Below are 25,436 nucleotides of genomic sequence, written 5' to 3' on the forward strand. Positions count from 1 at the left end.
TACCCTTTAACTTAATCAGACTAGTTATCTTGATTTACCATTGACCAGTTTCCTGCACCAACTTGAAGAACAGTACTCATATGTGAATCGTTTTCTTGGTTAGTCCAGGCACCGTTACCGACACCTAATTGTATAATTGTAGACATATTATCTTCTCCAGCTTGAGTTGTTAATGCGAAGTTGCCTAAACCAATTTGAACATGATCTGCTTCGTTGTCTTCTCCTAATTGGAATATAAATGACTCATTAAACGCTCCTAATTGAAGTGTATTAGCATCATTGTCTTCACCTAGTTGAACTACAGTAGCTTCGTTAGCAAAACCTGCTTGATCAATATCAGAATCATTGTCTTCTCCTAATTGGAAAACAGTAGCTTCGTTACCGATACCATCTTGGTCAATATCAGAATCGTTGTCTTCTCCAATTTGAGTAACTGAAGCTTCATTACCGATACCATCCTGATCGATATCAGAATCGTTATCTTCTCCTAATTGGAAAACAGTAGCTTCGTTACCAATTCCATCTTGATCAATATCAGAATCATTGTCTTCTCCAATTTGAAGAACACTAGCTTCGTTTCCGATACCATCCTGATCAATATCAGAGTCATTGTCTTCTCCGAATTGAGCAACAGTTGCTTCGTTTCCGATACCATCCTGATCAATGTCAGAATCATTGTCTTCTCCTACTTGAAGTACAGTAGCTTCATTTCCGATACCGTCCTGATCAACATCAGAATCATTGTCTTCTCCAAATTGAGCTACAGAAGAGCTGTTACCGATACCATCTTGATCAACATCAGAATCATTGTCTTCTCCCACTTGAAGAACATCAGAATCATTAAAAAGACCATCTTGATCCACATCAGAATCATTGTCTTCTCCAAATTGAGCTACAGAAGAACTGTTAAACCATCCATCCTGATCAACATCGGATTCATTATCATCTCCAACCTGAAGAACGGCGGAGCCATTTAATAGTCCGAATTGATCAACATCAGAATCATTGTCAGTTCCGAGCTGCACTACAACACTCATGTTTGCCTGAGAGAAGGCTCCCACAGACAACAGCATCACGGAGATGCATAAAATCACTTTTTTCATAATTTAAAATATTTAATTGGTTATAATTACATATTAATTATGAAGTGCTTTCCTTACGGGTAATTGATACTTTATAAGATAAAATGCGATATTCTATTACGATAAAGTAACATTGGAAAATAGAAGTGGTATTGCAATTCAAAGATAAATAAATATTATGAGCGCTCCCACTTATTCATTATTAACATAACATTAATAGTATTAGTTTTCTACGAAATAATCATTTTTATCGACGAAATACATCTTCTACTATTTATTATTCAATTCTAATAAGAAAAATTGGCGCATTCTCTAAATGAATTCCGGTTATTAGGCTCTAACTAATTTCAGTTAGAATCAAACTTAAAACACACATTTTCAATAAATTAAATAGCTATATAAAAAGAAAAACCTGCCAAAATTGACAGGTTTTTTTAAAACTAAAATATAAATTCTATTTGGTAAACAATAATTCTCTGTATTTTGTTAATGTCCAGATTTCGTCATCAACCAATAATTCCAGTTTATCGCAATGTTCGCGAATAATTTCAAAATAAGGTTTTACTTTATCACAATAAGCTTCAGCCATTTTTTCGGCAGACGGTAAATTGTTCCCTTTTTTACGTTCTTCAATCATCTCATCAACATTAGTATTGATTCCTTCGATATGGGAAGATATTTCCTTGATTAGAGAAATTTGCTCTTTGGCAATTTTTTCAAAATCTTTTCCGAAAATTTCCTTCAACCCTTTTACGTTTTCAATTAAAATATTTTGGTAACGGATTGCCGTAGGAATTACGTGGTTACGGGCAATATCGCCAAGAACCCTTCCTTCAATCTGAATTTTCTTTGTGTACTCTTCCAATTCGATTTCGTAACGTGACTCTACCTCAACATGATTCATGACATTCATTTCTCCAAACAAAGCGATAGCCTCTTTAGAAACTTTAGCTTTCAAAGCTTTAGGAGTTGTTTTATGATTGCTCAAACCACGTTTTTTAGCTTCTTTTTCCCAAGCTTCGCTATAACCGTCTCCTTCAAACAAAATAGTTTTGGTTTGTTTGATGTATTCTCTTAAGACATTAAAAATAGCTTCGTCTTTCTTCAAATCTTTCTTTTCGATTAAAGCATCAACTTCAATTTTGAAATCTTTTAACTGTTTAGCAACAATCGTATTTAAAGTTGTCATAGAAACGGCACAGTTTGCAGAAGAACCCACAGCTCTGAATTCGAATTTATTTCCTGTAAATGCAAATGGTGAAGTTCTGTTTCTATCAGTATTATCCAATAATACATCTGGAATTTTACCAACAACATTCAGTTTCAAGTCTGTTTTTTCTTCCGGAGATAATTTCCCGGTAGAAACACCTTCTAATTCAGCCAGAACTTTAGTTAACTGTTGTCCGATAAAAACCGAAATAATAGCCGGAGGCGCTTCGTTTGCACCTAAACGATGGTCATTACTTGCCGAAGCAATTCCTGCTCTTAATAATTCTTCATAATCATGAACCGCTTTGATGGTATTGATAAAGAACGTTAAGAATTGTAAGTTGCTCATTGGTGTTTTTCCTGGGCTTAACAGGTTAATTCCAGTATCTGTAGCCAATGACCAGTTATTATGTTTTCCTGAACCATTTACTCCTTTGAAAGGTTTTTCATGGAAAAGCACTTTAAAATCGTGACGTTCCGCTACTTTTTGCATCACATCCATTAATAAAGAGTTGTGATCTACAGCTAAATTGATTTCTTCAAAAATAGGCGCCAACTCAAATTGGTTTGGTGCTACTTCGTTATGACGTGTTTTTACCGGAATTCCTAATAACATACACTCATATTCCAATTCTCTCATATATTGTAAAACACGAGTAGGAATTGAACCAAAATAATGATCGTCTAATTGTTGTCCTTTAGAAGAAGTATGCCCCAACAAAGTTCTTCCTGTAGCTAAAATATCAGGACGGGAAGAAGCTAAAGCACTATCTACCAAAAAGTATTCTTGTTCCCAACCTAAAGTTGGTGTTATTTTTTTTACGTTTTTATCAAAATATTTAGCAACATCAGTAGCAGCAGTATCAATAGCATGCAAAGCTCTCAATAAAGGTGTTTTATTATCCAAGGCTTCTCCTGTGTAAGAAATAAAAACAGTTGGAATACATAACGTTGATCCAAATATAAAAGCTGGAGATGTTGGATCCCAAGCTGTATAACCACGAGCTTCAAATGTATTTCTGATTCCGCCGTTAGGGAAAGAAGAAGCATCTGGTTCTTGCTGCACTAATTGGCTTCCGCCGAATTTTTCTACCGGATCACTTCCATCCATTGATGTTTCGAAAAAAGCATCATGTTTTTCGGCAGTAGTTCCCGTTAATGGTTGAAACCAGTGTGTATAATGTGTTACTCCTTTAGACAAGGCCCATTCTTTCATACCCATTGCGATATAATCCGCCAATTTTCTGTCAATTTTAGTTCCGTGCTGTAAGGCGCCTTTAACTGCTTTGTATGCTTCCTCAGTTAAAAACTGTCGCATAGCTTTATCATTAAATACGTTTGAACCGAAAATTGCAGATTTTTTATCTGATTCTTCAAATGAAACAGGTTTTCTTCCTGTTGCTTTTTGCAATGCTTGAAATCTTAAAGTTGCCATAAAGTTGTGTTTTAAAATTTATACCCCCTAATTTTTAATGCAAATATATGATATTTTATAAATTTTAAGCACATACCCCTAAAAAATTAATGTTAAATTAAAATTAAATCACTTTAAGGAATTCTATTTAGTGTTTCTTTATTCCGATTTCAAAGATTATATTTGTAACAATTAAAATATACATTATGATTGTTTGGATTTCGTTTCTACTGGCTGTTGTTTTATTTCTTGCGCTTGATTTAGGTGTTTTCAATAAAAACCCTCATATCATAAGTACAAAAGAAGCCAGTATGTGGACTGGAATCTGGGTTACATTATCTTTCGCGTTTTCGGGTGTTATTTATTGGTTGTACCAAAATAATTATGTAGCTAATCCGGACGCACTGAAACCCGCAGCCGCCACTATGAAATATATTACCGGTTATCTGATTGAATTATCATTAAGTATCGACAATATTTTTGTGATTGCAGTCATTTTTGCTTCTTTCAAAATTCCTCAGAAATACCAACACCGTGTTTTGTTTTGGGGAATTCTGGGCGCTATTATTTTCAGAGGACTGATGATTTTCTTCGGTGTAATGATAATTAATAAATTCACTTGGACTACCTATCTATTCGGTGCCTTTTTAATTTTCACCGCTATAAAAATGCTGCTTAGCAGTGATGAAGAAGATTTTGAACCAAAAGAATCTTTTGTATATAAAACCCTTGGCAAAATAATGCCAATTACTTCTGTAACCGATAAAGAAAAATTTTTCATTAAAACCAAAAAAGGAAAAACTGCAACTCCGCTTTTTGTAGCGTTGATAGTAATAGAAGTTATGGATGTTTTGTTTGCAGTTGATAGCGTTCCTGCAATTCTAGCTATTACCAAAGATCCTTTTCTGGTATTCAGTTCCAACATTTTTGCCATTTTAGGATTACGTTCTATGTATTTCTTCCTAGCAAATATGTTAGAAAAATTCAGTTATTTAGAATACAGCCTGATAGCTATTCTTACATTTGTAGGATTAAAAATGCTGTTACACCATTATATAGAAATCCCAGAATGGGCTTCGCTTGGATTTATAGCTTTATCACTTGTGGTTGGTGTTTTGGTTTCATTAAAAATGAGCAAAGAATCTGACTTAACGGAATAATCTGTTAGCAACTTTAAGGAGTTACCATATCAAAAATGCTTTCTATGTAAACACTCTCGGGATGAATTCCGTTGACTATAAATTTAGCACTGATAGTTGCTATGCTTATTTCTTTGGATTTGGCAACAATCAATTGATCGTATAGCGATTCAGCAATAATTCCAGACCGATGTGTTCCAAAGCTTTCTTTTCCATTATCATTATTGGATGGTTCTTCGGCGTATCCTATTCCGGGATACAAAACCAGATGAAAGTCCGAATTGATTTTTTTAAAAAAACGCTCATCATAAAGCATTTCCAGCTGAGTAAAAACCAAATCTTTATCTTTCTTACTGAAATACAAAACCGAATTATCGACCCGTCCTGAATCCGACAATGTCTGTAAAATTTTAAACTGAAAAACAATCTCCAGCTCATTTAGGATGTATAATAACTTTTTAGTAAAAGAAATAGCCGATACCCTTTTGAGATTAAAATATACCCTGGAAAGCCCTTCACCAAAATCCAATTCACCGCTTTTTCCTTTGTACAAATAAAAACCTGGGGAAACGTTAGGAAAATGACATGAAAAGCGCACTCCTATTAGTTGATTGACTTCAGGCATTTCTTCGAGCAAAGTGTCTTTTCGAATGTCCAGACAAAGGTAAATCCCATGTTTACTCACTTTAATTTTTTGTTCGCCGAGAAGTTCCACCACTTTCCAATTGCGTTCTGTATATTTATCATCCGGAAAAATCTTTGTCAATGATTCAATAAAAAAAGGATCTGTGTGCATTGTGTCATGCTTCTTTTTTTCAAGGCAATAATACTGTCCGTAAACCGCATTCTTAAGAGCCTCAATGATAGATTCTTTAGCCGAGTCTGATTTGACTATTCTCCCAAGATTATCATTATGAATATAGCCTTTACTGACGTAAAAGTCTTTGGCGATTTTATGTAATGTTTTAGTTATCATAAAAATGGATTGAAGTTTGTTTGTCACTAAATACCAGATAATTTCTTGCTATCTGCAGCAGCATTAGTTCATTTTTACTCAAATACCTGCTGTGAATAGAACAATTGAAAAATATTTTCAGCAGATAAAGCCCCGCATACCTGATGATGCGATTGTAATCCAGATTGACATCAGTTCTTTTTTCATAACTTTTAATCAAAGCTTTAAACGATTTTTTTAATTCGCCAAAATAATCCTCTGCAAAATCCATCGTGTCGTTTTTTAATTTCATTTCGTAAACCCATTTCATTAAAAAACTACCCAAAACATAGCCCAGATCATAATGTCTGTCGCCAACTGAAGTAAATTCATAATCGATAATTTTAAAATAGTACTTTCCGTTTTTCTGATAAACCAGCACATTATCAGCTTTAAAATCCCCATGAATAATACAATCATCTTCATACTTCGAATACAATACTCCGATACTGGAAAGTAAGTCCGGGAATTTTTGCAAGAACTTAATGTAAGCAATTACCGAAGAACCTCCTGAAGTGATCGTTTCCGGTGTAAAACTATCGAACTCAGGCAAAAGATTTTCCCTGTTAATTTTTGGAAGACCTTCTTTAAATTCACAGTTGTCTATGGAGTGAAGAGTTCCTAATTGTTTTCCAATCGATTTAAAAAGAACTTCCTCGGGTTTTGAGTGCATGAGTGATTTATACCCTTTGTAATATTTAGAAATCAGAATATCTTCAGAATAATTAAAATGAAAAGCTTTAGGTAAAAAAAGCATTTCTTTTATTTCCGGATTTTTAGCACTATTGTCCAGGAAAGCGAGTTCATTACCCAATGACGTAGCATTAAAAACGGTATTTGCAGAACCTTTTTTCTTTAAGATGAGCCATTTTGAATTATTAGTAAATGTGACAATTAAATTCCTGCCCCTTTTAACCTCCAGATTTTCTACATTTTTAAGACCTACCGAATGCAGGTAGGCCTTAATTTCTGATGTTGCATAAAATGCCATGAGAATACTATGGTTTACTCTTATTACATCCAATAGACGGATGACTGGCAATGGTTGAAACTGTAGTAATTGTAGCAAGACATGGTCTTGACGATGTAAGAATAGTCCTTGTAACCGTAATTGTCGTTACAAAGCCCGCATCTTCACCTTCTTTTTCTGCTGCTGCATTGATTTCCGAAAGAAAACCTCCATCTTCTCCAAAAATGGCTGGTGCATTTTTTTCAGAGATGGCAAGATTGTACACACCTAAAACCGCATCTAACAACTTTTTTTCTTCATTATTCAAAGAATCATTTGAGAATGCTACTAATTTGTCCGCCAAGCTTGAGGCGTCTTTTACTGAATTTTTCATAATTGTTGATTTTTAGATTATTAATAAAATTTCTTACTCAAAATTCCCTATATAAAACCAAAAAAAAATCCCCAACAATGGGGATTTTTATATCATAATACGATAAAAATTAAAAGTCGTACTTCCTTTCAACGGCAAAACGGATTAAATCGGTTTTACCATAAATATTCATTTTTTTAATGATGTTTTTACGGTGTGTATCTACCGTACTTTTACCAATAAAAAGCATATCGGCTATTTCCTGAGATGTTTTGCCTTCTCCAATAAGTTTTAAAATTTCCTTTTCGCGGGAACTTAGGATAATTTCTTCTTTTGTCAATGCATCTTTTGCTACAATACTGTCGTCAAAAAAAAGAAGGTTTTTTGAAACCACTTTGATGGCTTCTATCAGCTTTTTTAGCGACGAATTTTTCATAATATAACCAGAAGCTCCTGCGTTTTTCATTTGAAGTATCGCTTCGTCCTGTTCAAACATACTAAAAGCGATAACATTAATATTCGGGAATTCTTTTTTTATGAGTCGGGTTGCGGTTATTCCGTCACATTTAGGCATCCTGATATCGGTAATGACAATATCAGGCTGTTTTTTTCGGACCAAATCCAAAAGCGCTTCCCCATCAGTAGCTTCCCCGATAACTGAAAACCCTTCTTCATATTCCAAAGCTAATTTGATCCCATCTATTAATGCCTGGTGATCTTCGGCAATGACAATTCGTATCATAACGGCAGTTCTATTATTATGGTTGTTCCTTTTGAAATCCCTGAATCGACAGTAAAAGTCCCGTTGAGCTGTTCTACTTTTGCCTCAATATTTTTTAGTCCCATTCCTTGGTTGCCACCTGTTTTATTGGAATTGAATCCTATTCCGTTATCCTCAACAATGATATTTATTTCGTGAGCACCATGTTGATTCAGATAAATATTAACTTCTGATGCATTCGCATATTTTATACAATTTGTGCAAAGTTCCTGAATGAATCTAAAGATAACCCTCTCTATATTTCCTTCGAGTCTTTCGTTAAGACCAAATGGGATAACATTAAACATTGTTTTGTTCCTGACAGACATTTTTTCTGCCATCTTTTTTACAGAAACCAGCAAACCTTCTTTACCAATGATGCCAAAATTCTTGAGATGTGCAATATTCCTGACTTCATTGTATGCTTCATCAATTATGGAGTCTGTTTTCAGAAACAGCAATTCTTCGTTTGTCCCTTTATTTTTAATCGCCTGAAAGTTAAATTTTAATGTTGCTAAAAGACTGCCCAGATTATCGTGAAGTTCGTTGGCTATTTTTTGCCTTTCTTTTTCCTGTCCTTCAAGCATTCTGTCAATTTCATTTATTTCGTTTTCTTTTAGTTTTTTCTCCAATTTCTGAATTTCCAGTAATTTCTCCTGGCTGGCAATTTTCTTCTTTTTTGAAATATTCTTAAACGCCAGCAATCCTATAATAATAGAAAAAAACAAAGCGATAATAATTGCCGTAAGCGCTATTTTATTTTGCAGTAATTTTTGCTTCAGGGATTGATTTTCTTTTTCCCTTTCTTTGGTTTTATACTTAACACTTATTTCTTCTATTGCTTTTTTCTGATCTTTTTCATTTAAAATTTCCTGATAAACCTTTTGCTTTTCAACAAATTCCAATGCTTTTTTATACTCTGCGACTTCCTTATAGGTATTCGCCATAAAACCATATAAAGCCTCTTTATTTTTGTTTTTAAATTCTTTTACAGGAATAGAATCTGCCTTCATAAAATTTTGAATTGCTTTATCAAATTGCTTTTTCTTGGTAAAAACAACCCCTTTATTAATATAGATATACGAAACATATTCCGGCAGATTGTTCTTTTTGTAAACCTTTAATGCCTTTTCATAAAGGTATAATGCTGAATCTAATTTCATTACCTTATCAGAAGCGAAAGTTGCCCCCATATTTTGCCATATCCTTGCTCCATAAACCTCATCTTTTGTTTTTTGGTTTTCTGCAGCTGCTTTTTGAAAATAATAAATAGCTAAAACTGGGTTAGTGTTATAAAAAGATTTCCCCAATTGCATAAATCCCTGAGAGAGAAATTCGGGTTTATTTGTTTTCTTGGCATAGTCCAGAAATTCGTTGATGTACAAATTGTAATCGGTAGAAGGATTATCTATAGCGAGTAAAAGCGAAACAATCTCGACATTAATTTGCGCTACTTTGTCAATACTATCAAGTTCTGAGTAGAGTTCTTTTGATGCTAAGTAACTTTTATAGGATTGGTCATCTTTGTTTTCCAAACGCAATAAATTAGCCTCCCAATAATGCAGACTGGCTTTTTGTGACTTAAAAAGTTTCTGTTTTTTTATTTTTGAAAGAAGGAGTTTGGAAGATTCTATTTCTTTATTCTCAATATGCTTTTTTAAAATTTCCAATGGGGGATTCTGAGCAAAAGAAAAGACAACGGTATAAAACACAGCTGCTAAGAAAACCCATTTTCTTTTACACAGAATCATTTTAGCAACCTTCGAAAGTTAATATTCCTCCATTACCTACTTTTGGCTCTCTGTCGTCAGGAAATTTAGGCAATGCATTCTGGAATTTTTTCAATAAGACATCAGTAGCTTTAAAATCATCATCATGCAGGCACATAAAATGGATTTGGTCATGCTCTGATAATTCGGAAAAATCCTTACCGCCATTTATGGGATGCAAATCAGTTAATGTAATTTGATGTTCATCAACCTGAAGCATCAGATTGGCTGAATTGTATTTTCTTAAATCAATATTTGGCTCACCGTCGATAATCAAAACCCCCAGAATGGCAAAATAATCCCTATTCGATATATTGTAATATTCAATATATTTATATTTCCCGTTATGCAACAATTCCGGAAGCATTGTTTTTACGACTGCGCTTTTTGACTCTTTTTCAACGGTGATTTTTCCACAAGACTGATAGGTTTTCATTTGTATCTTTTATAAATTTTAAACAAAATTACTAACCGAATATAATAAAAAAATCCCTAATAATAGGGATTTTCGTACGACTTGTATTTTGTTTTTTTACATATTTCTTCTGTATTGCCCTCCTACTTCGAATAAGGCCGAAGTAATTTGGCCCAAAGAACACACTTTTGTGGCATCCATTAAATGTGCAAATATGTTTTTATTGTTAATTGCGGCTTCCTGAATGATATTCAATTGCTCTTCCACTTTATTTTTATTCGCTTCGTGCAAATGATCTAACATGACAATCTGGTACTGTTTTTCTTCTTCAGTAGCACGGATAACTTCTGCAGGCACTACAGTTGGTGAACCTTTCGAACTTAAGAATGTATTCACACCAATAATTGGAAACTCACCGGTATGCTTCAAAGTTTCATAATACAAACTTTCTTCTTGAATTTTTGAACGTTGGTACATTGTTTCCATTGCACCCAAAACACCGCCACGCTCTGTAATCCTGTCGAACTCTTGTAGTACAGCTGCTTCAACCAAATCTGTTAATTCTTCAATAATAAACGAACCTTGAATTGGGTTTTCATTTTTCGCCAAACCTAATTCTTTATTGATAATCAACTGAATTGCCATAGCACGACGTACTGATTCTTCCGTTGGTGTTGTAATAGCTTCGTCATAAGCATTCGTATGCAATGAGTTACAGTTATCATAAATAGCATACAACGCCTGTAATGTTGTACGAATATCGTTAAAATCGATTTCTTGCGCATGGAGTGAACGTCCTGATGTTTGAATATGGTATTTCAACATTTGAGCTCTTTCGTTGGCTCCATATTTATTTTTCAGTGCTTTAGCCCAAATTTTACGCGCTACACGGCCAATTACAGCATATTCCGGATCAATACCGTTCGAGAAAAAGAAAGATAAGTTTGGTCCGAAATCATTAATATTCATTCCACGGCTCAAATAATATTCCACGTAAGTGAAACCGTTTGCCAATGTAAATGCCAACTGTGTGATTGGGTTGGCTCCCGCTTCAGCAATATGATATCCTGAAATGGAAACAGAATAGAAATTACGAACGTTTTCTTTAATAAAATATTCCTGAACGTCTCCCATCAATCGAAGAGCGAATTCAGTAGAGAAAATACACGTGTTTTGTGCCTGATCTTCTTTTAGGATATCAGCCTGAACTGTTCCTCTGACTTGCGCTAACGTTTTTATTTTAATGTCATTATAAACTTCTAAAGGCAGAACCTCATCTCCGGTAACCCCTAAAAGCATCAATCCTAAACCGTCATTTCCTTGTGGTAATTCACCTTGATAATGAGGGCGCTCTACTCCTTTTTTCTTGTAGATGTCTTTAATTTTAGCATCGACTTCTTTTTCTAAACCGTTCTCTTTGATGTATTTTTCACAGTTTTGATCAATGGCTGCATTCATAAAAAAACCAAGCAACATAGGAGCCGGACCATTGATTGTCATTGAAACCGAAGTCATCGGATGACTTAAATCGAAACCGGAATACAGTTTTTTAGCATCGTCCAAACAACAGATAGAAACTCCGGCATTTCCGATTTTTCCATAAATATCAGGGCGGATATGTGGGTCATTACCATATAAAGTCACACTATCAAAAGCAGTTGACAAACGTTTTGCAGGCAAACCCGCGCTCACGTAATGAAAACGCTTGTTGGTTCTTTCAGGCCCACCTTCACCGGCAAACATACGTGACGGATCTTCGCCTTCGCGTTTAAACGGATACAGTCCTGAAGTAAACGGAAATTCTCCAGGTACATTTTCCTGTAGATTCCATTTTAAGATATCGCCCCAAGCCTGGTATTTTGGCAACGAAACTTTCGGAATCTGCGAATGTGACAAACTCTCTGTATGCGTTGCTATTTTAATTTCTTTGTCCCTTACTTTAAACGAATAAAACGGGCCTTTGTATTTTTCTACTTTTTCACTCCAAGTCAAAATGATTTCCCAGTTGTACGGGTCTAAATTCATTTTCACACGATCGAATTCTTTAGTTAATAAAGAAAGAAATTCTTTTTTATCCGTTGTATTATGCAGCGAATCTTCTACAATTCCGGCTTTGTCAATTTGAGGTAATTTACCTGAAACAGTTTCTATTGTTTTGAAAATTCCGTATAATTTTTGAGCCACTTCTACTTGAGAAAGTGCCGTTTCATCATACTTACGGTTGTTTTCAGCAATTTCAGACAAATAACGGGTTCTATGAGGCGGAATTACAAAGATTTTCTCACTCATTTCTCTTGTAATTTCAAAAGTAGAATGCAAATCGATTCCTGTTTTCTCTACAATTTTATCCATGATAGATTTGTAAAGTGTATTCATTCCGGGATCGTTAAACTGAGAAGCAATTGTTCCGAAAACCGGCATTTTATCCGGATCAACGTCCCAAAGGTTGTGATTGCGCTGGTATTGCTTCTTCACATCACGAATCGCATCCAAAGCTCCTCTTTTGTCAAATTTATTCAGCGCTACTAAATCAGCAAAATCAAGCATGTCGATTTTTTCCAATTGTGTTGCCGCTCCAAATTCAGGAGTCATAACGTAAAGTGAAACATCGGAATGATCCATAATTTCAGTATCCGACTGACCAATTCCTGAAGTTTCCAAAACGATTAAATCATACTTGGCTGCTTTTAAAACTTCAATTGCCTCCTGAACATATTTAGACAATGCCAGATTGGATTGTCGTGTTGCTAACGAACGCATATAAACTCTAGGGTTGTTAATTGCATTCATACGGATTCTATCACCAAGAAGCGCTCCTCCCGTTTTACGTTTTGACGGATCGACAGATACCAGTCCAATCGTTTTTTCAGGAAAATCAATTAAGAATCGGCGAACCAATTCATCAACCAATGACGATTTTCCAGCACCACCTGTTCCGGTAATTCCTAAAACCGGAGTTTTGCTGTTTTCGTTTTTTTTATAAATAATATCCAATGCTGATTTTGCCACTTCAGGGAAATTTTCAGCTGAAGAAATCACGCGGGCAATAGCCGTTGGATTCTTATCTTCCAAATGATTTACTTCTCCGTTTAAAACATCTCCCACAGGATAATCAGAGCGTCGAACCAAATCATTAATCATTCCCTGCAAACCTAGCTCACGTCCATCGTCCGGAGCATAGATTCTTTCAATTCCATATTGATGTAATTCTGAAATTTCCGAAGGAAGAATTACACCACCACCACCACCAAAAATCTTGATATGTCCCGCCCCTTTTTCTTTCAGCAAGTCATACATGTATTTAAAATACTCGTTGTGACCTCCTTGATAAGAAGTCATTGCAATAGCATTAGCATCTTCTTGAATAGCTGTATTCACAACCTCTTCCACACTTCTGTCGTGACCAAGATGAATAACCTCCACACCAGTCGCCTGAATGATTCTTCGCATGATGTTGATGGCTGCATCGTGACCATCAAAAAGTGACGCAGCTGTCACAATTCTCACTTTATTTTTAGGAATATATGGTGTTTGTGGTTCCATTTTTATTTTAATGATATTTTTAGAGTCGCAATTTACGAAATTCTAAAAAAAGGGACGGTTTAAAAATCTTAATTTATCAAAAAATAGTCATTACTCCAATTGTCATCCGGCCATTTTCGGTTGCAGCCATTTTTAAATTGGTACGATGTTTGTTATATTTGATAAAAATATGATTTATGAAAAAAATAATGTTATTGTTATTGTTTATTCCGATAGTTAGCAATGCGCAGCTCAAGGATTTAATAAAAAAAGCCGGTAATAAAGTAACTGAAGCCACCAAAACCAATTCCAGTTTAGATATTGGCGCAGGGTTAAAAGAAGCGCTAAACAAAGGAGTTACTGAACAGGTTTCAAAATTAACCGCTATGGACGGGTTTTATAAAAACGAAGCGGTCAAAATCTTGATGCCTGAAGAATTACAAAAAGTTGAAAAGACGTTGAGAAAAATGGGCATGTCAAACTTAGCTGACGAAGGTATAAAATCGCTTAACCGCGCTGCAGAAGATGCTGTAAAAGAAGCCACGCCTATTTTTGTTTCTGCCATTAAAAACATTACGATAACAGACGCTAAAAGCATTTTGTTCGGAAATGAAAATGCCGCTACAGTTTATTTACAGTCATCAACAACTACCGCGTTGTACTCAAAATTCAGTCCTGTCGTACAACAATCCGTAAGTAAAGTCGGTGCCGATGTAATTTGGGCATCTATCATAAAAAAATACAACAGTCTTCCTTTGGTTTCAAAAGTAAATCCTGACATTACGGATTATGTGACCAACAAAGCACTTGAAGGTGTATTTAAAATGATTACCGTTGAAGAGAAAAACATCAGAACCAATTTAAGTTCGAGAACTTCAGATGTATTGAAAAAAGTATTTGCGCTACAAGACAAAAAATAATAATTATGAAATCAAGGATTCACGAACACTCGAAAAACAATTTAAAAGCTGCAAGTAAAATACTATCCGGTTTTGCTTCCTTATTTTTACTTTTTGGCTGTGCCGAAATGCAACAGGTAATCAATCAGCTTCCGCAAACCCAAGGTGTTTTGAGTCAAACTGAAATAGCTTCCGGGCTAAAAGAAGCATTAAACAAAGGAATTGAAAAACAGGTGGTCAAATTGACTAATGTTGATGGTTTTTATAAAAATGAATTAGTCAAAATCCTCCTTCCTGAAGAATTAAAGAAAGTAGACAAAGGGCTGCGTGATATTGGTATGTCAAAATTAGCTGATGAAGGATTAAAAGTACTCAATCGTGCTGCTGAAGATGCTGTAAAAACTTCAACCCCGATTTTTGTGGATGCCATCAAAGGAATGTCTTTTACCGATGCAAAAAATATCCTGTTGGGCAATGATACATCTGCAACCGCTTATCTGCAAAATTCAACTTCGACGGCTTTGTATGGAAAATTTAATCCTGTTATTAAAAATTCATTTGCAAAAGTAGGCGCTGACAAAGTCTGGACAAACATTATCACGAAATACAACAGTATTCCATTAGTTAAAAAAGTAAACCCTGATTTGACTGATTACACGACTAATAAAGCAATGGAAGGAGTGTTTAAAATGATTGCTGTGGAAGAAAAAGACATTAGAAATAATTTGGCCTCCAGAACTTCAGATTTGCTGAAGAGAGTGTTTGCAATTCAAGACGCTAAATAATAGTTAAAATTATCATAATCAATAAGATAATAACATTACCTTAACGTTGAAATATAAAAAAAATTCCGTACTTTGTAGTCAGAATTCATAGAATTTTGTTTGGTTTGGTTAGTTTACAAAAGAGAGTCAGCATTTAGGTGCTGACTTTTTTATTTTGTCGCTTCTATAAATGAAATCACTGTTTTATTGAAGATCAGCGGCTGCTCAACATTTACAACATGTCCGCATTTTTCAATGACAAATAATTTAGACGATCTATAGTGTTTTTCAACTGTTTTTTTAACCGAAGGCAAAAACATATAATCTTCTTCGCCCATAACATAAAAAGTAGGAATATTCAATTCCACCTGACGAAACCAACGAAGTACCGGGTTAATTTCTGCTGTAAGCTTAAACCATTTGATAAATTCTTTTTGGTATAATTTTTTAGCTTCGTTGATAAAAAGCGACCGCGATTGTTTGTGATTTGCTTTAGGCATGATTACAAAAGCAAAGAATTTATATAAAATCAGATAAGGTAAGACATATTTAAACGTATTACCCAAACGCATTAAGATTTGGGAACGGAAATTCATTTTAAGAATGGCGCCTCCAAGAATCATGCTTTTTACTCTTTCCGGATGCATTTCAGCCAATTGCCGAATCACAATGGTACCTAGTGATATGCCTACAAAATGAGAGGCTTCAATTTTAAGATGATCAATTACCTCCAGAACATCGTCTGCAATAGCCTTAAAAGTATACTTTTGATGAAACACTTTTTGGATTTTAGAATCTCCATGTCCGCGCAAATCCAGCAATAAAACGTTATAATGCTTCTGGAAATCACGGATTTGTTTAAACCAAATGGATGAACTTCCACCGGCCCCATGCACAAAGGTTACCCATTGAGCGCTATTTTCGTTTTTATAAATAGTGTAATTTATCAAAAAGAGTATTTTTAAAGAGAATTAATGAATGCTAACAGCTGATTCCTCTCTGTTGCTCCCAATTGCTTGAATTTATTTTTTGAAGACAGAGCTTCACCTCCATGCCATAAAATAGCTTCCGTAACATTTCGGGCCCTACCGTCATGAAGCAGTCTTGTATGGCCGTTAACCGTATTGATAAGCCCAATTCCCCATAACGGCTGTGTTCTCCACTCGCTTCCGGTTGCGAGGAAATCCTGAGCTCCGTCAGCTAAGCCATCACCCATATCATGCAAAAGCAAATCTGTATATGGTCGGATAGTTTGGTTCCTTAATCCTAAAATAGGATAATCAGAACCTGTCTGCATTTTTGAAATATGGCACGAAGTACAATTTATTTCTTCAAATATTTTTTTTCCTTTTAATACATCCTGGCTTGTATAATTCCTTCTTACCGGAACAGCCAATGAACTTGAATATAAGACGACTCTGTTAAAATTTGCTTCTGAAATTTCCGGAGAACCACCATTTGGAATTGAACTGCAATCGACTCCGGAAGGGCAATTTTCATTTGGAAAAACACTCGATGTGATACCCATATCTCCTGAAAAAGCACCTGCAACCTGCTGTCGAACACTCGGTTGATTGGCTTTCCATCCAAATCTGCCCAACTTCTGAGAATTTGACTGCACATCATAAACATAATTTGCTTTTCCTGAAACACCATTACTATTGTTCGCAGCAAAGGCCAAAATAGTGCTTTCAGGAACCGCTTCCAGCAATCCCATACCGATAATCTGATTAGCAACCCTAGGAGAAACTAAAACTCCTCCCGCTAATGCTCCGTAACCCAGATTGATTATTTGGTACACTGGCTTTTGCAATTCAATAACAATACCATCAGCCAGTGTTTCATTGACAGTTTGATACGTAATGGTATATTTCCCTTTTATTGTTTGGCCAAGAATAGCATTGTCCTGCAATTGGGAACCATACGTTGGTTCCGGAAAAGAACTTCCATCAGGATTGATTCCCGGCAAGCTTAAGCGCAATAACAATCCTCGTCCCAATTCTCCTTCAAATGTAGGTGGACGGCCTCTGCCATCCTTAAAATGGCAGCTGGCACAAGCATTAGCATTAAAAAATGGGCCTAATCCGTCACGGGCCGTCGTAGAAGAAGGTGCTGTAACCCAGCTTTGCCTGAAAAAAGAATTTCCAACGGAAAAATCTGATGATTCATCAAGAGTCAGATCTTTTGAAGCAAAGCCAAACGCTTCAGCTGATTCGTTAAAAACAGTTGAGGAACCTCCGGAAAGTTCTTCTCCTTCTTCGGGAGTAAGCGGTTTATATTCTTCCTCTTCTGAAGAATTACATGCTATAAAACACATACAAACCATGACTGCTAAAAGCCTATACCTATATTTCATACCCAAAAATAGAAAAAGTGTTCTTAATTAAAAGAACACTTTGTTAATTTATTTTCTGAAACTATTAGTTTACTACAATTCCAATTTTTGTTGCTCCGGCTAATAAATTAGCTCCAAAGTTTATCAATTGCAAACGGGCTGCGCTAACTTTCATCCCTTCTACTGAAGTTGGACCACCTGAAATAGCCCAGTCAAAAGGAATCATGATTGCTGCCACTTTTGTCGATGATGCATTTAAAGAAGTTTCTGTATCATTATATACAGTAGTATCGGCTTGTCTTATCAAATCTTGCAGAGAAGGTCCATCAACAGTACTGTAATGTCCTTGATAAATATTAATTACTCCTTGCAGATTCAATGCAATATCTCTGTGGGTGTTATCGCTAAAACAAGAATGCTCATCTTCCTGGTTAGCATTTTGCAAAGCGGTGTTCATACGCTCTTCCGGCAATTCCGCTGTAATTAACGTTACGATTCCCAAATAGATATTTTTTAATGCTACATTGTCTGACAAAGCGAAAAATGTGTTTCTGTAGGTACCGCCTACTTTCCATTCATTAACCAAATAGTCTAAATTGTCCGTCAACAAATCTGCGCAAGCTTTTAAATAAGCTGCTCTTCTTGCTTGATTAGAAGCCGTTCCTCCAGTAGTAAGATAGTCAGTATATGGTCTTAATCCCGGCTGGCTCGCAGAAGGATCAGTTAAATCTTGTCCCCAAAGCAAAAATTCGATAGCATGGTATCCAACGCTGATGTTTTTTTCTCCGCCTTGCTCGTTTAACCCTTCTAAAACCGATTTATTAATAGTAGGGAATGCTCCCAGGTCATTAATAATACCTGCATTTGGTGCACCGCCGCTAACATAATCAACGTAAACTTCATCCAAAGGCCATGCATTCATAAGCCCTTCCGGTCCGTCTGCATTGTCAATTGGTCCGTCTGCAAAACGGAAAGCTTCCGTTGTTCCATAACTTTCACGGGCAAGTTTCCATTTTGCTTTAGCATTATCAAAATTAGCCTGAGTTGGTGTAGTTGTAAATGTTGTTATTGCTGCCTCTAAAACCACAGCATCATCATAGGCTTTTTTATAGTTAGCAAAAGCAATATCTGCATACGTTTCAATTACCTGTCTTTTTGTTACTGATTCTTCCTGTTGGGAGGAATTATTTTCTGAACAGGAAAAAATAGCTACAGAAACCACAAAGACAGCTGCTACTCCAAAAAAAGTATTTTTCATATTATTTTATTTAGAATGATTAGTTCCGACAAAGCTACTGTATTATTTATATTTATTCCAAATAAAAACAATTTTTTTAAATAATCGGCAGTCTTGCATGTAATAATTTAAAATAATCAAAAGCCTTTACAAGTCGGCTCCCATACCAGGAAAACATTTCTCCATCTACAAAAACAGTGGTTGCATGATGCGTATGTCTGCCTAGTTCAAAAGCATGCTCATCTTTAAAAGGAAAAGGCTCTGAGGATAGCAAAACAAGATCGGGATCTCCCTGAATTCTCATTTTTTGAATAATAATTTCAGGATATCTTCCTTCATATCTTGGATTATTATCGTAGATGTTTTCGAATTTATTCAGCTTCAATAATTCGTTTATAAAATTATCTCCGCCAGCAACCATATAAGGATTTGCCCAAATAAAATAAGCTACTTTTTTTACCTGTTTGTCTTCCATGAATTTTTGAAAATCCTGGTATCCGAAATTAATTTTGTCAAGCCATTTTTGAGCTTCCGTTCGTTTATTAAACAGCAGTCCGAAGTCCTGAATCATTTTTTGATTGTCTTCAATGGTAATAATATTCGTAACCCAAACCGGGCAGATTTCCTTTAAAGACTCTACTATTTCAAGCGTATTTTCTTCTTTATTAGCGATGATAATATCCGGCTGAAGTGCTTTTATCTTATCAATTTTAACCTGTTTTGTTCCGCCAACAATCGTTTTGGTTGATTTCAGGTGAAAAGGATGTACGCAAAATTTCGTTATTCCGACGATACTTTCTTCCAAACCCATATCAAAAAGTAATTCTGTTTGGGAAGGAACAAGTGAAACAATCCTTTTAGGGGCATTTTCGAAAGAATGCGAAGTTCCGAGCTGATCAGTAAATTGTTTCAAATATGACATTTAAATAAAAAGTTTTTATCAGGGATTGGTTTGTGCTTTCTGGAAGCCATTAGGAAATAAAATTGCTAACAGCACAAAAATGAGGAGAAAATTAAATTCCATACCATTTCTTCCGCCACCAACTACGAACCATCCTTCTTTAAAATGAATCATAATGATTCCCATAATCAAGATGAATATAGTGATGATTGAAGCGAGTTTAACATAACGATTCAACAAGAGCAAAACGGCCGCAACCAAATGGGATATTTTAATCGACCATGCTAAGAACATCCCGAAAGGCGCGAATCCTACCATATCTAAATAAAGCCTGCCAAAATCATTAATTCCACCATTAAACATTCCAGCAACACTATGGATAATCAATATCACGGCCACGGCAAAACGAAGAAGAAAAGTGCTTTTCATTTATAGTTTATTAAGTATTTCTTCCATTTCCTGCTGTAATTTCAATGCTTCAATTCTGGCTTTTTCAGTAAAATCCAATCCTTTTGATGCGTAGATAATGCCACGTGACGAATTTATCAGCAAACCAACATTTTCACTCATACCATATTTACAAACTTCCGCCAGACTTCCGCCTTGTGCTCCAACTCCTGGAACCAAAAGAAAGCTGTTTGGGATAATTTTTCGGATTTCGGCAAAATATTCTGCTTTAGTAGCGCCAACCACATACATTAGGTTTTCAGCGTTTTTCCATGTTTTTGAGGTTTCGATAACGGTTTTGTACAATTCTTTACCGTCAATACTTTTAGTTTGAAAATCGAACGCGCCTTCATTCGAAGTTAAAGCCAGCATAATGGCATGCTTATTTTCAAAAGCAAGAAAAGGCTCTACCGAATCTTTTCCCATATAAGGAGCTACAGTTACTGAATCGAAATTTAAATCCTCTAAAAATGCTTTGGCATACATCGTTGATGTGTTTCCGATGTCACCTCGTTTAGCATCCGCTATAGTAAAGATTTCCGGATACTTTTCATTGATATAACGGATTGTTTTTTGCAAAGATTGCCAGCCTTTAATTCCGTAAGCTTCGTAAAAAGCAGTATTGGGTTTATAAGAAACACACAAATCATGTGTGGCATCAATAATAGCTTTGTTGAATTCGAAAATTGGATCTTCTAATACTAATAAATGTTGTGGTATTTTGTCTAGATCGACATCTAAACCGATGCACAGAAATGATTTTTTGTTCTGAATTTGGCTAGTTAGTTGTTGTGTTGTCATTATGTCTTTTGCTATGGCGCAAATTTACAAAAAAAATCCCCCGAAGCATCGGAGGATTTATATTGAAACTCTTTTATTTTACAAGTTTGACTTCTACTCTTCTGTTTAGCGCTTTACCTGCTTTGGTTTTATTTGTAGCAATTGGTTTAGATTCGCCATAGCCAACAGAAACCAATCTATTTGAATTGATTCCTTTTTCAACTAAGTAAGCTTTAACCGCACCTGCTCTGTTTTCAGATAATAGTTGGTTTGCAGCCGTGGCTCCATCACTGTCTGTATGACCTTCGATTGAAAAATTAGACGCCGGATATTCTTTCAAGATAGCGACAATTGACTGCAATATTGGATAGGTTTGCTGCTGGAACGTAGATTTAGCCGAATTAAACAAAATGGTTTTAGCATAATCATTTAGTTTTTTTATGACTTCTTCGCTTATTTCCGGACAGCCATCGTTAGCTTTGGTTCCTTTCACCTCAGGACATTTGTCGTCTTTGTCCAAAACCCCATCACCATCTGTATCCGGCCAAGGACAACCGTTATTTTTCTCTGGTCCGTAAACTGCAGGGCATTTATCATCTTTGTCCAGCACACCATCTTTATCAGAGTCTTCCCAAGGACAGCCATTGTTTTCTTTTGGTCCGGCAATTGTAGGACATTTGTCATTTTTATCTAAAATTCCGTCTCTGTCAGAATCGGCTTCGATAACTTTAGCAGGAACTATCGGTTCAGGCTCTTTAGTTTTGGTTTTAAAAAGCGGAATTTTTAATCCGGCATGAATATCAAACCCTTTGGATTCATCCGAAATCAAATTCGTAATCACTGATCCTGAACCTACAAACAACGGACCGGCTCTAAATCCTAAACCCGCTTGAAAACCTCTGTAATCCATATAATTAAGCGGTAAATAAGCACTAAACCACTTTGTTTCATATCGAGGTGTCACCGAAATCGTATTAGCAATCGCAGAGGTATTGAGTGATGTTTTGTCATTTACATTAACATCTCCATTGAGATTCAGATAGAATTTTCTGTAAACATTCCAGTCAACATTAGCATGAACCGCTGTTGGCAGCACATATTTTGCCACTGAAACAGTTTCAGTAGCGGTATAATTGGCTTCTAAAAACTCTCCAATCGAATTGGCATCCTGGTATTGGGCTTGGGTTACCGTCTGATTTAAATCGTACTCTTTTTGGGAAGCTTCTTTAAATTTAATAGAACCTATATCTGTTACCGATAATCCCAATCGCACTTTGTATTTATTTTCTGTGATGTTATTGAACTGAGGTCTGTATTCGTATACAAAACCTACATCTGCACCAATACCGTTTGAGTCTGAATTGAATTTTAAGTTATCAAAATTTTCATGAAAATCCTGATTACCTCCATACGTTAATTCTCCGGCAGTTGTGACTGTATTCAATAAAGGGTTTGGCCCTACATTATTATAATTAACGGTTACATTATTCCCTCTCATATAATTGTTAGCAATTCCCTGAAGGTATTTTAAGGTCAAACCTCCTTTTAAGAAATGATTGTTTTTGTCTAATAAAATTGTTCCATAAGACAATCCCAACTCAGCCCAGGAAGAAGCTGTAATATTAAAATTCCCAGCCGCCAGATTAAAACTTGTATTCGAATCAAAATCGCTTGATAATTCTTTAAATACTTCCCCGTTAATATTATGAATATTGGCAATTGCTCTTCCTCTTGTAAATAATGCCAATGAATGCTTTGGCGCAATATTAAACATCACTGACGGCCCCATAACATCCGTATTTACAATAAAATTATTGGATCCAGAACTAAATAATTTTGCTTGGGTTTCTAAATCATAGGAACTTTTGAGCAGATCGGTAGCTTTAATTCCATAATAATCGTTAGTTCCTGTAATACTAGCCGAAAACAAATTAATATCGGCTTTGAAGTTCGAATCTACTATTGAAGCAGGATTGAATAAAACACTCTGAACACCTGCATAGTTATCGTAAAAATAACCTAAATAGGACTGCGCTCTTAAAGGTAAAACGCCAATCATGACTGAAACAAAAATTATTAGCTTTTTCATCTTTCGTTCTTTTAAGTTTTTAAAATGATTGTTTTTAATAATTTTATTCTTGCAAGATATAACGTGATTATTAGCTTCTTAGTATGAATAGACACAAAAAAAGCCCCAAAAATGAGGCTTATAGTATTCAAAAAAGTTTTGTTTCTAAATTAGAAAACTTCGCTTTCTTTTAATTTTTCCATGTTGTTTACGAGTTGTAGTTCGTCAACAAATTTTTGAATTTTTCCATTCATAACTCCGTCCATATCAAAAACATCCAATCCAACTCTATGGTCCGTAACTCTACCTTGTGAATAGTTATACGTTCTGATTTTTGCCGAACGGTCACCTGAACTTACTTGAGAAGTACGTTTTACAGCATCTTCCGCTTGTTTTTTAGCTAATTCCTGTTCGTACAAACGAGAACGCAAAACGGTTAATGCTTTGTCTTTGTTTTTATGTTGTGATTTCTGATCCTGACATTGCGCCACTAATCCTGTAGGAATGTGGGTTAAACGAACCGCAGATTTTGTCGTATTTACTGATTGTCCACCAGGTCCTGACGAACAGAAGAAATCAACACGAACATCGTTCATATCGATCTGTACATCAAACTCTTCTGCTTCAGGCAACACCATAACGGTTGCAGCAGATGTATGAACACGTCCTTGGGTTTCGGTCTGAGGAACACGTTGTACACGGTGTACACCAGCTTCAAATTTTAATGTTCCGTAAACATCTTCTCCGGTTACTTCAAAAATAACCTCTTTAAAACCTCCTGAAGTTCCTTCATTCATATCTACAACTGAAGTTCTCCAGCCACGGGTTTCGCAATATTTGGTATACATACGGAATAAATCTCCTGCAAAAATAGAAGCTTCATCTCCTCCCGTTCCGGCACGGATTTCCACCATAACATTTTTAGCATCTTCAGCATCCTTAGGAATAAGCATGAATTTGATTTCGTCTTCTAGTTCAGGGATACGGTTTTTGGCTTCTTCTAATTGCATTTTGGCCATTTCCACCATTTCAGCATCAGAACCATCAGCGATAATTTCCTGAGCTTCTTTGATATTTCCGTCAAGATTCACATATTCATCGCGTTTTTCAACCAATGCTTTTAAATCTTTATATTCTTTATTCAACTGAACATAGCGCTTTTGATCAGCGATTACGTCAGGCTGAATAATCAAATCAGATATTTCGTCAAATTTTTGTTTGATAATTTGTAATCTGTCTAACATTTTCTTTTCCTTTATTTGGAGTGCAAAAGTACAAAAAAAGTTTGCAGATTTTAGATTTCAACCAGCAGATTTTTGTATCTGGCTCAGCAGATTAACATAAATTAACTATTTTTATAGCATCACAAAACTGATGACTATGAAAAAATCAATTTTATTTATCGCTGCAATTACATTTAGCACTACGTTTATTTCTTGCCAAAAAAAGGAAAAAGCAGAGTCAGCTGAGAAGGCCTATGCTCAAATTGAAAAAGCAAATTGGCTTATCGGGAAATGGGGAAATACAACAAAAGAAGGGATTCTGACAGAGGCCTGGACAAAACAAAACGACAGTGTACTAAAAGGGCAAGGCCATTTCATAGTAGGTAAAGACACTGTTTTTTCTGAAAGTATTCTGTTAGAACAAAAAGGAGACAGTCTGTTTTATGTCCCAACAATAAAAGACCAAAATGGAGGTAAACCAGTTTCGTTTAAAATGACTGTTTCTACAGAAAGTCAATTGGTTTTTGAAAATCAAGAGCATGATTTCCCACAAAAGATTACCTATACAAAAGTGTCCGCTGACAGTTTAGTTGCAGAAATTTCCGGAATAAAAGACGGAAAAGAAAGTAAGGAAACATATCCGATGAAAAAAGGATCTTATTAAAAAAACCTCATTTATTATCAAATGAGGTTTTTAAAATTTTAAATAGAAAGATAGCTATTTCAATAACAATATCACATTATGGACATTGTTGATTACCGCTTACCCAAAGCCTGCATACTAAAACTCCATTAGCATTATAATCATACTCGCAGCATCTTCTGATGACAGCTCCTACAATACTTTTTTGCTCATTTTTACTTAATTCATGAGCTCCAGATAAATTTGAAATTTTTTTAATCATGATTCAATGTTTTAAAAATTAGTACATATTGCAAGTCGTGAAATTAGCCAAACTACGAGTAAAAGCTTTACGGATTTTCCTCAAAAAAATATAAATTCGTACTACTTTTCTTTATTTTTTAAAACAGTGAGTCGTCCTAAAATAGGTTGACAAGTTTTACAATAAATTAATTAAAACCAGTGAAGTTAACTTCACTGGTTTTTTCATATACAAAGTTAGGTGTTTTCATATTTAAACTCAAATGTGGTCTT

The 25,436-nt window shown here is 35.3% G+C and carries 22 protein-coding genes; 4 read left to right on the forward strand and 18 right to left on the reverse strand.

The genetic code is table 11. From position 1 onward, the window contains the following. Nucleotides 1–20: 20 nt before the first annotated feature. Nucleotides 21–1,103: a hypothetical protein gene (locus ACRDEC_RS14105; protein WP_431499000.1), complete on the reverse strand. Its 1,083-nt coding sequence runs from the start codon at nucleotides 1,101–1,103 to the stop codon at nucleotides 21–23. Between the two features lie 433 nt (nucleotides 1,104–1,536). After that, nucleotides 1,537–3,726, reverse strand: a complete 2,190-nt coding sequence (locus ACRDEC_RS14110) for a glutamine synthetase III (protein WP_431499001.1) — start codon at nucleotides 3,724–3,726, stop codon at nucleotides 1,537–1,539. Nucleotides 3,727–3,911: 185 nt separating this feature from the next. On the opposite strand from ACRDEC_RS14110, the gene ACRDEC_RS14115 reads away from it, so the two are divergent. Then, the gene (locus tag ACRDEC_RS14115; RefSeq protein ID WP_431499002.1) at nucleotides 3,912–4,865 is read left to right on the forward strand and encodes a TerC family protein; all 954 of its coding nucleotides are present in this window, start codon (nucleotides 3,912–3,914) and stop codon (nucleotides 4,863–4,865) included. A 13-nt stretch (nucleotides 4,866–4,878) separates the two neighbouring features. On the opposite strand, the gene ACRDEC_RS14120 is transcribed toward ACRDEC_RS14115, so the two are convergent. From ACRDEC_RS14120 to ACRDEC_RS14150, 7 genes are all read right to left on the reverse strand, one after another. Further along, on the reverse strand, nucleotides 4,879–5,820 hold the full coding sequence (locus ACRDEC_RS14120; protein ID WP_431499003.1) for a T3SS effector HopA1 family protein: 942 nt from the start codon (nucleotides 5,818–5,820) through the stop codon (nucleotides 4,879–4,881). Then, on the reverse strand, nucleotides 5,810–6,829 hold the full coding sequence (locus ACRDEC_RS14125; RefSeq protein ID WP_431499004.1) for a phosphotransferase: 1,020 nt from the start codon (nucleotides 6,827–6,829) through the stop codon (nucleotides 5,810–5,812). Before ACRDEC_RS14125 ends, ACRDEC_RS14120 begins: the two co-directional genes overlap by 11 nt. A gap of 7 nt (nucleotides 6,830–6,836) precedes the next feature. Continuing rightward, on the reverse strand, nucleotides 6,837–7,181 hold the full coding sequence (locus ACRDEC_RS14130) for a hypothetical protein (protein WP_431499005.1): 345 nt from the start codon (nucleotides 7,179–7,181) through the stop codon (nucleotides 6,837–6,839). Between the two features lie 109 nt (nucleotides 7,182–7,290). After that, nucleotides 7,291–7,902: a response regulator gene (locus tag ACRDEC_RS14135; protein WP_431499006.1), complete on the reverse strand. Its 612-nt coding sequence runs from the start codon at nucleotides 7,900–7,902 to the stop codon at nucleotides 7,291–7,293. Then, nucleotides 7,899–9,671, reverse strand: a complete 1,773-nt coding sequence (locus ACRDEC_RS14140; RefSeq protein WP_431499007.1) for a tetratricopeptide repeat-containing sensor histidine kinase — start codon at nucleotides 9,669–9,671, stop codon at nucleotides 7,899–7,901. The genes ACRDEC_RS14135 and ACRDEC_RS14140 overlap by 4 nt, the downstream gene beginning before the upstream one ends. A 1-nt stretch (nucleotide 9,672) precedes the next feature. Then, a complete protein-coding gene (locus tag ACRDEC_RS14145) occupies nucleotides 9,673–10,125 on the reverse strand; it encodes a hypothetical protein (protein ID WP_431499008.1) in 453 nt (150 codons plus the stop codon). Nucleotides 10,126–10,221: 96 nt separating this feature from the next. Then, the gene (locus ACRDEC_RS14150; RefSeq protein ID WP_431499009.1) at nucleotides 10,222–13,647 is read right to left on the reverse strand and encodes a methylmalonyl-CoA mutase family protein; all 3,426 of its coding nucleotides are present in this window, start codon (nucleotides 13,645–13,647) and stop codon (nucleotides 10,222–10,224) included. Between the two features lie 176 nt (nucleotides 13,648–13,823). On the opposite strand from ACRDEC_RS14150, the gene ACRDEC_RS14155 reads away from it, so the two are divergent. Beyond that, complete coding sequence (locus ACRDEC_RS14155) at nucleotides 13,824–14,546, forward strand: DUF4197 domain-containing protein (protein WP_431499010.1); 723 nt, start codon at nucleotides 13,824–13,826, stop codon at nucleotides 14,544–14,546. Nucleotides 14,547–14,653: 107 nt separating this feature from the next. Then, the gene (locus tag ACRDEC_RS14160) at nucleotides 14,654–15,310 is read left to right on the forward strand and encodes a DUF4197 domain-containing protein (RefSeq protein WP_431499022.1); all 657 of its coding nucleotides are present in this window, start codon (nucleotides 14,654–14,656) and stop codon (nucleotides 15,308–15,310) included. Nucleotides 15,311–15,459: 149 nt separating this feature from the next. Here ACRDEC_RS14160 and ACRDEC_RS14165 read toward each other — a convergent pair whose 3' ends face one another. The 8 genes from ACRDEC_RS14165 to prfA all read right to left on the reverse strand — a co-directional run bounded on the left by ACRDEC_RS14165 (nucleotide 15,460) and on the right by prfA (nucleotide 24,301). Then, the gene (locus tag ACRDEC_RS14165) at nucleotides 15,460–16,239 is read right to left on the reverse strand and encodes an alpha/beta fold hydrolase (protein WP_431499011.1); all 780 of its coding nucleotides are present in this window, start codon (nucleotides 16,237–16,239) and stop codon (nucleotides 15,460–15,462) included. Between the two features lie 11 nt (nucleotides 16,240–16,250). After that, nucleotides 16,251–17,606 carry a di-heme oxidoredictase family protein gene (locus tag ACRDEC_RS14170; RefSeq protein WP_431499012.1) on the reverse strand — a complete coding sequence of 452 codons (1,356 nt, stop codon included), beginning with the start codon at nucleotides 17,604–17,606 and terminating at the stop codon, nucleotides 16,251–16,253. A 103-nt stretch (nucleotides 17,607–17,709) separates the two neighbouring features. Then, on the reverse strand, nucleotides 17,710–18,882 hold the full coding sequence (locus ACRDEC_RS14175) for an imelysin family protein (protein WP_431499013.1): 1,173 nt from the start codon (nucleotides 18,880–18,882) through the stop codon (nucleotides 17,710–17,712). A gap of 76 nt (nucleotides 18,883–18,958) precedes the next feature. Further along, nucleotides 18,959–19,783 carry an ABC transporter substrate-binding protein gene (locus ACRDEC_RS14180; RefSeq protein ID WP_431499014.1) on the reverse strand — a complete coding sequence of 275 codons (825 nt, stop codon included), beginning with the start codon at nucleotides 19,781–19,783 and terminating at the stop codon, nucleotides 18,959–18,961. Nucleotides 19,784–19,801: 18 nt separating this feature from the next. Then, a complete protein-coding gene (locus ACRDEC_RS14185; protein ID WP_431499015.1) occupies nucleotides 19,802–20,191 on the reverse strand; it encodes a DoxX family membrane protein in 390 nt (129 codons plus the stop codon). After that, nucleotides 20,192–21,010 (reverse strand): orotidine-5'-phosphate decarboxylase, encoded by an 819-nt coding sequence (gene pyrF, locus ACRDEC_RS14190; protein WP_431499016.1) that lies wholly within the window; start codon nucleotides 21,008–21,010, stop codon nucleotides 20,192–20,194. It abuts the gene before it with no gap. A gap of 73 nt (nucleotides 21,011–21,083) precedes the next feature. After that, nucleotides 21,084–23,078: a DUF5723 family protein gene (locus ACRDEC_RS14195; RefSeq protein ID WP_431499017.1), complete on the reverse strand. Its 1,995-nt coding sequence runs from the start codon at nucleotides 23,076–23,078 to the stop codon at nucleotides 21,084–21,086. 149 nt (nucleotides 23,079–23,227) lie between these two features. Then, nucleotides 23,228–24,301 (reverse strand): peptide chain release factor 1, encoded by a 1,074-nt coding sequence (gene prfA, locus ACRDEC_RS14200; RefSeq protein ID WP_431499018.1) that lies wholly within the window; start codon nucleotides 24,299–24,301, stop codon nucleotides 23,228–23,230. A gap of 136 nt (nucleotides 24,302–24,437) precedes the next feature. On the opposite strand from prfA, the gene ACRDEC_RS14205 reads away from it, so the two are divergent. Next, complete coding sequence (locus ACRDEC_RS14205; protein WP_431499019.1) at nucleotides 24,438–24,944, forward strand: DUF6265 family protein; 507 nt, start codon at nucleotides 24,438–24,440, stop codon at nucleotides 24,942–24,944. A gap of 76 nt (nucleotides 24,945–25,020) precedes the next feature. On the opposite strand, the gene ACRDEC_RS14210 is transcribed toward ACRDEC_RS14205, so the two are convergent. Further along, nucleotides 25,021–25,185, reverse strand: a complete 165-nt coding sequence (locus ACRDEC_RS14210; RefSeq protein ID WP_431499020.1) for a hypothetical protein — start codon at nucleotides 25,183–25,185, stop codon at nucleotides 25,021–25,023. Nucleotides 25,186–25,436 lie beyond the last annotated feature (251 nt).

Origin of the sequence: Flavobacterium sp. (assembly GCF_050696275.1) — a bacterium.
Classification (GTDB): Bacteria; Bacteroidota; Bacteroidia; order Flavobacteriales; family Flavobacteriaceae; genus Flavobacterium.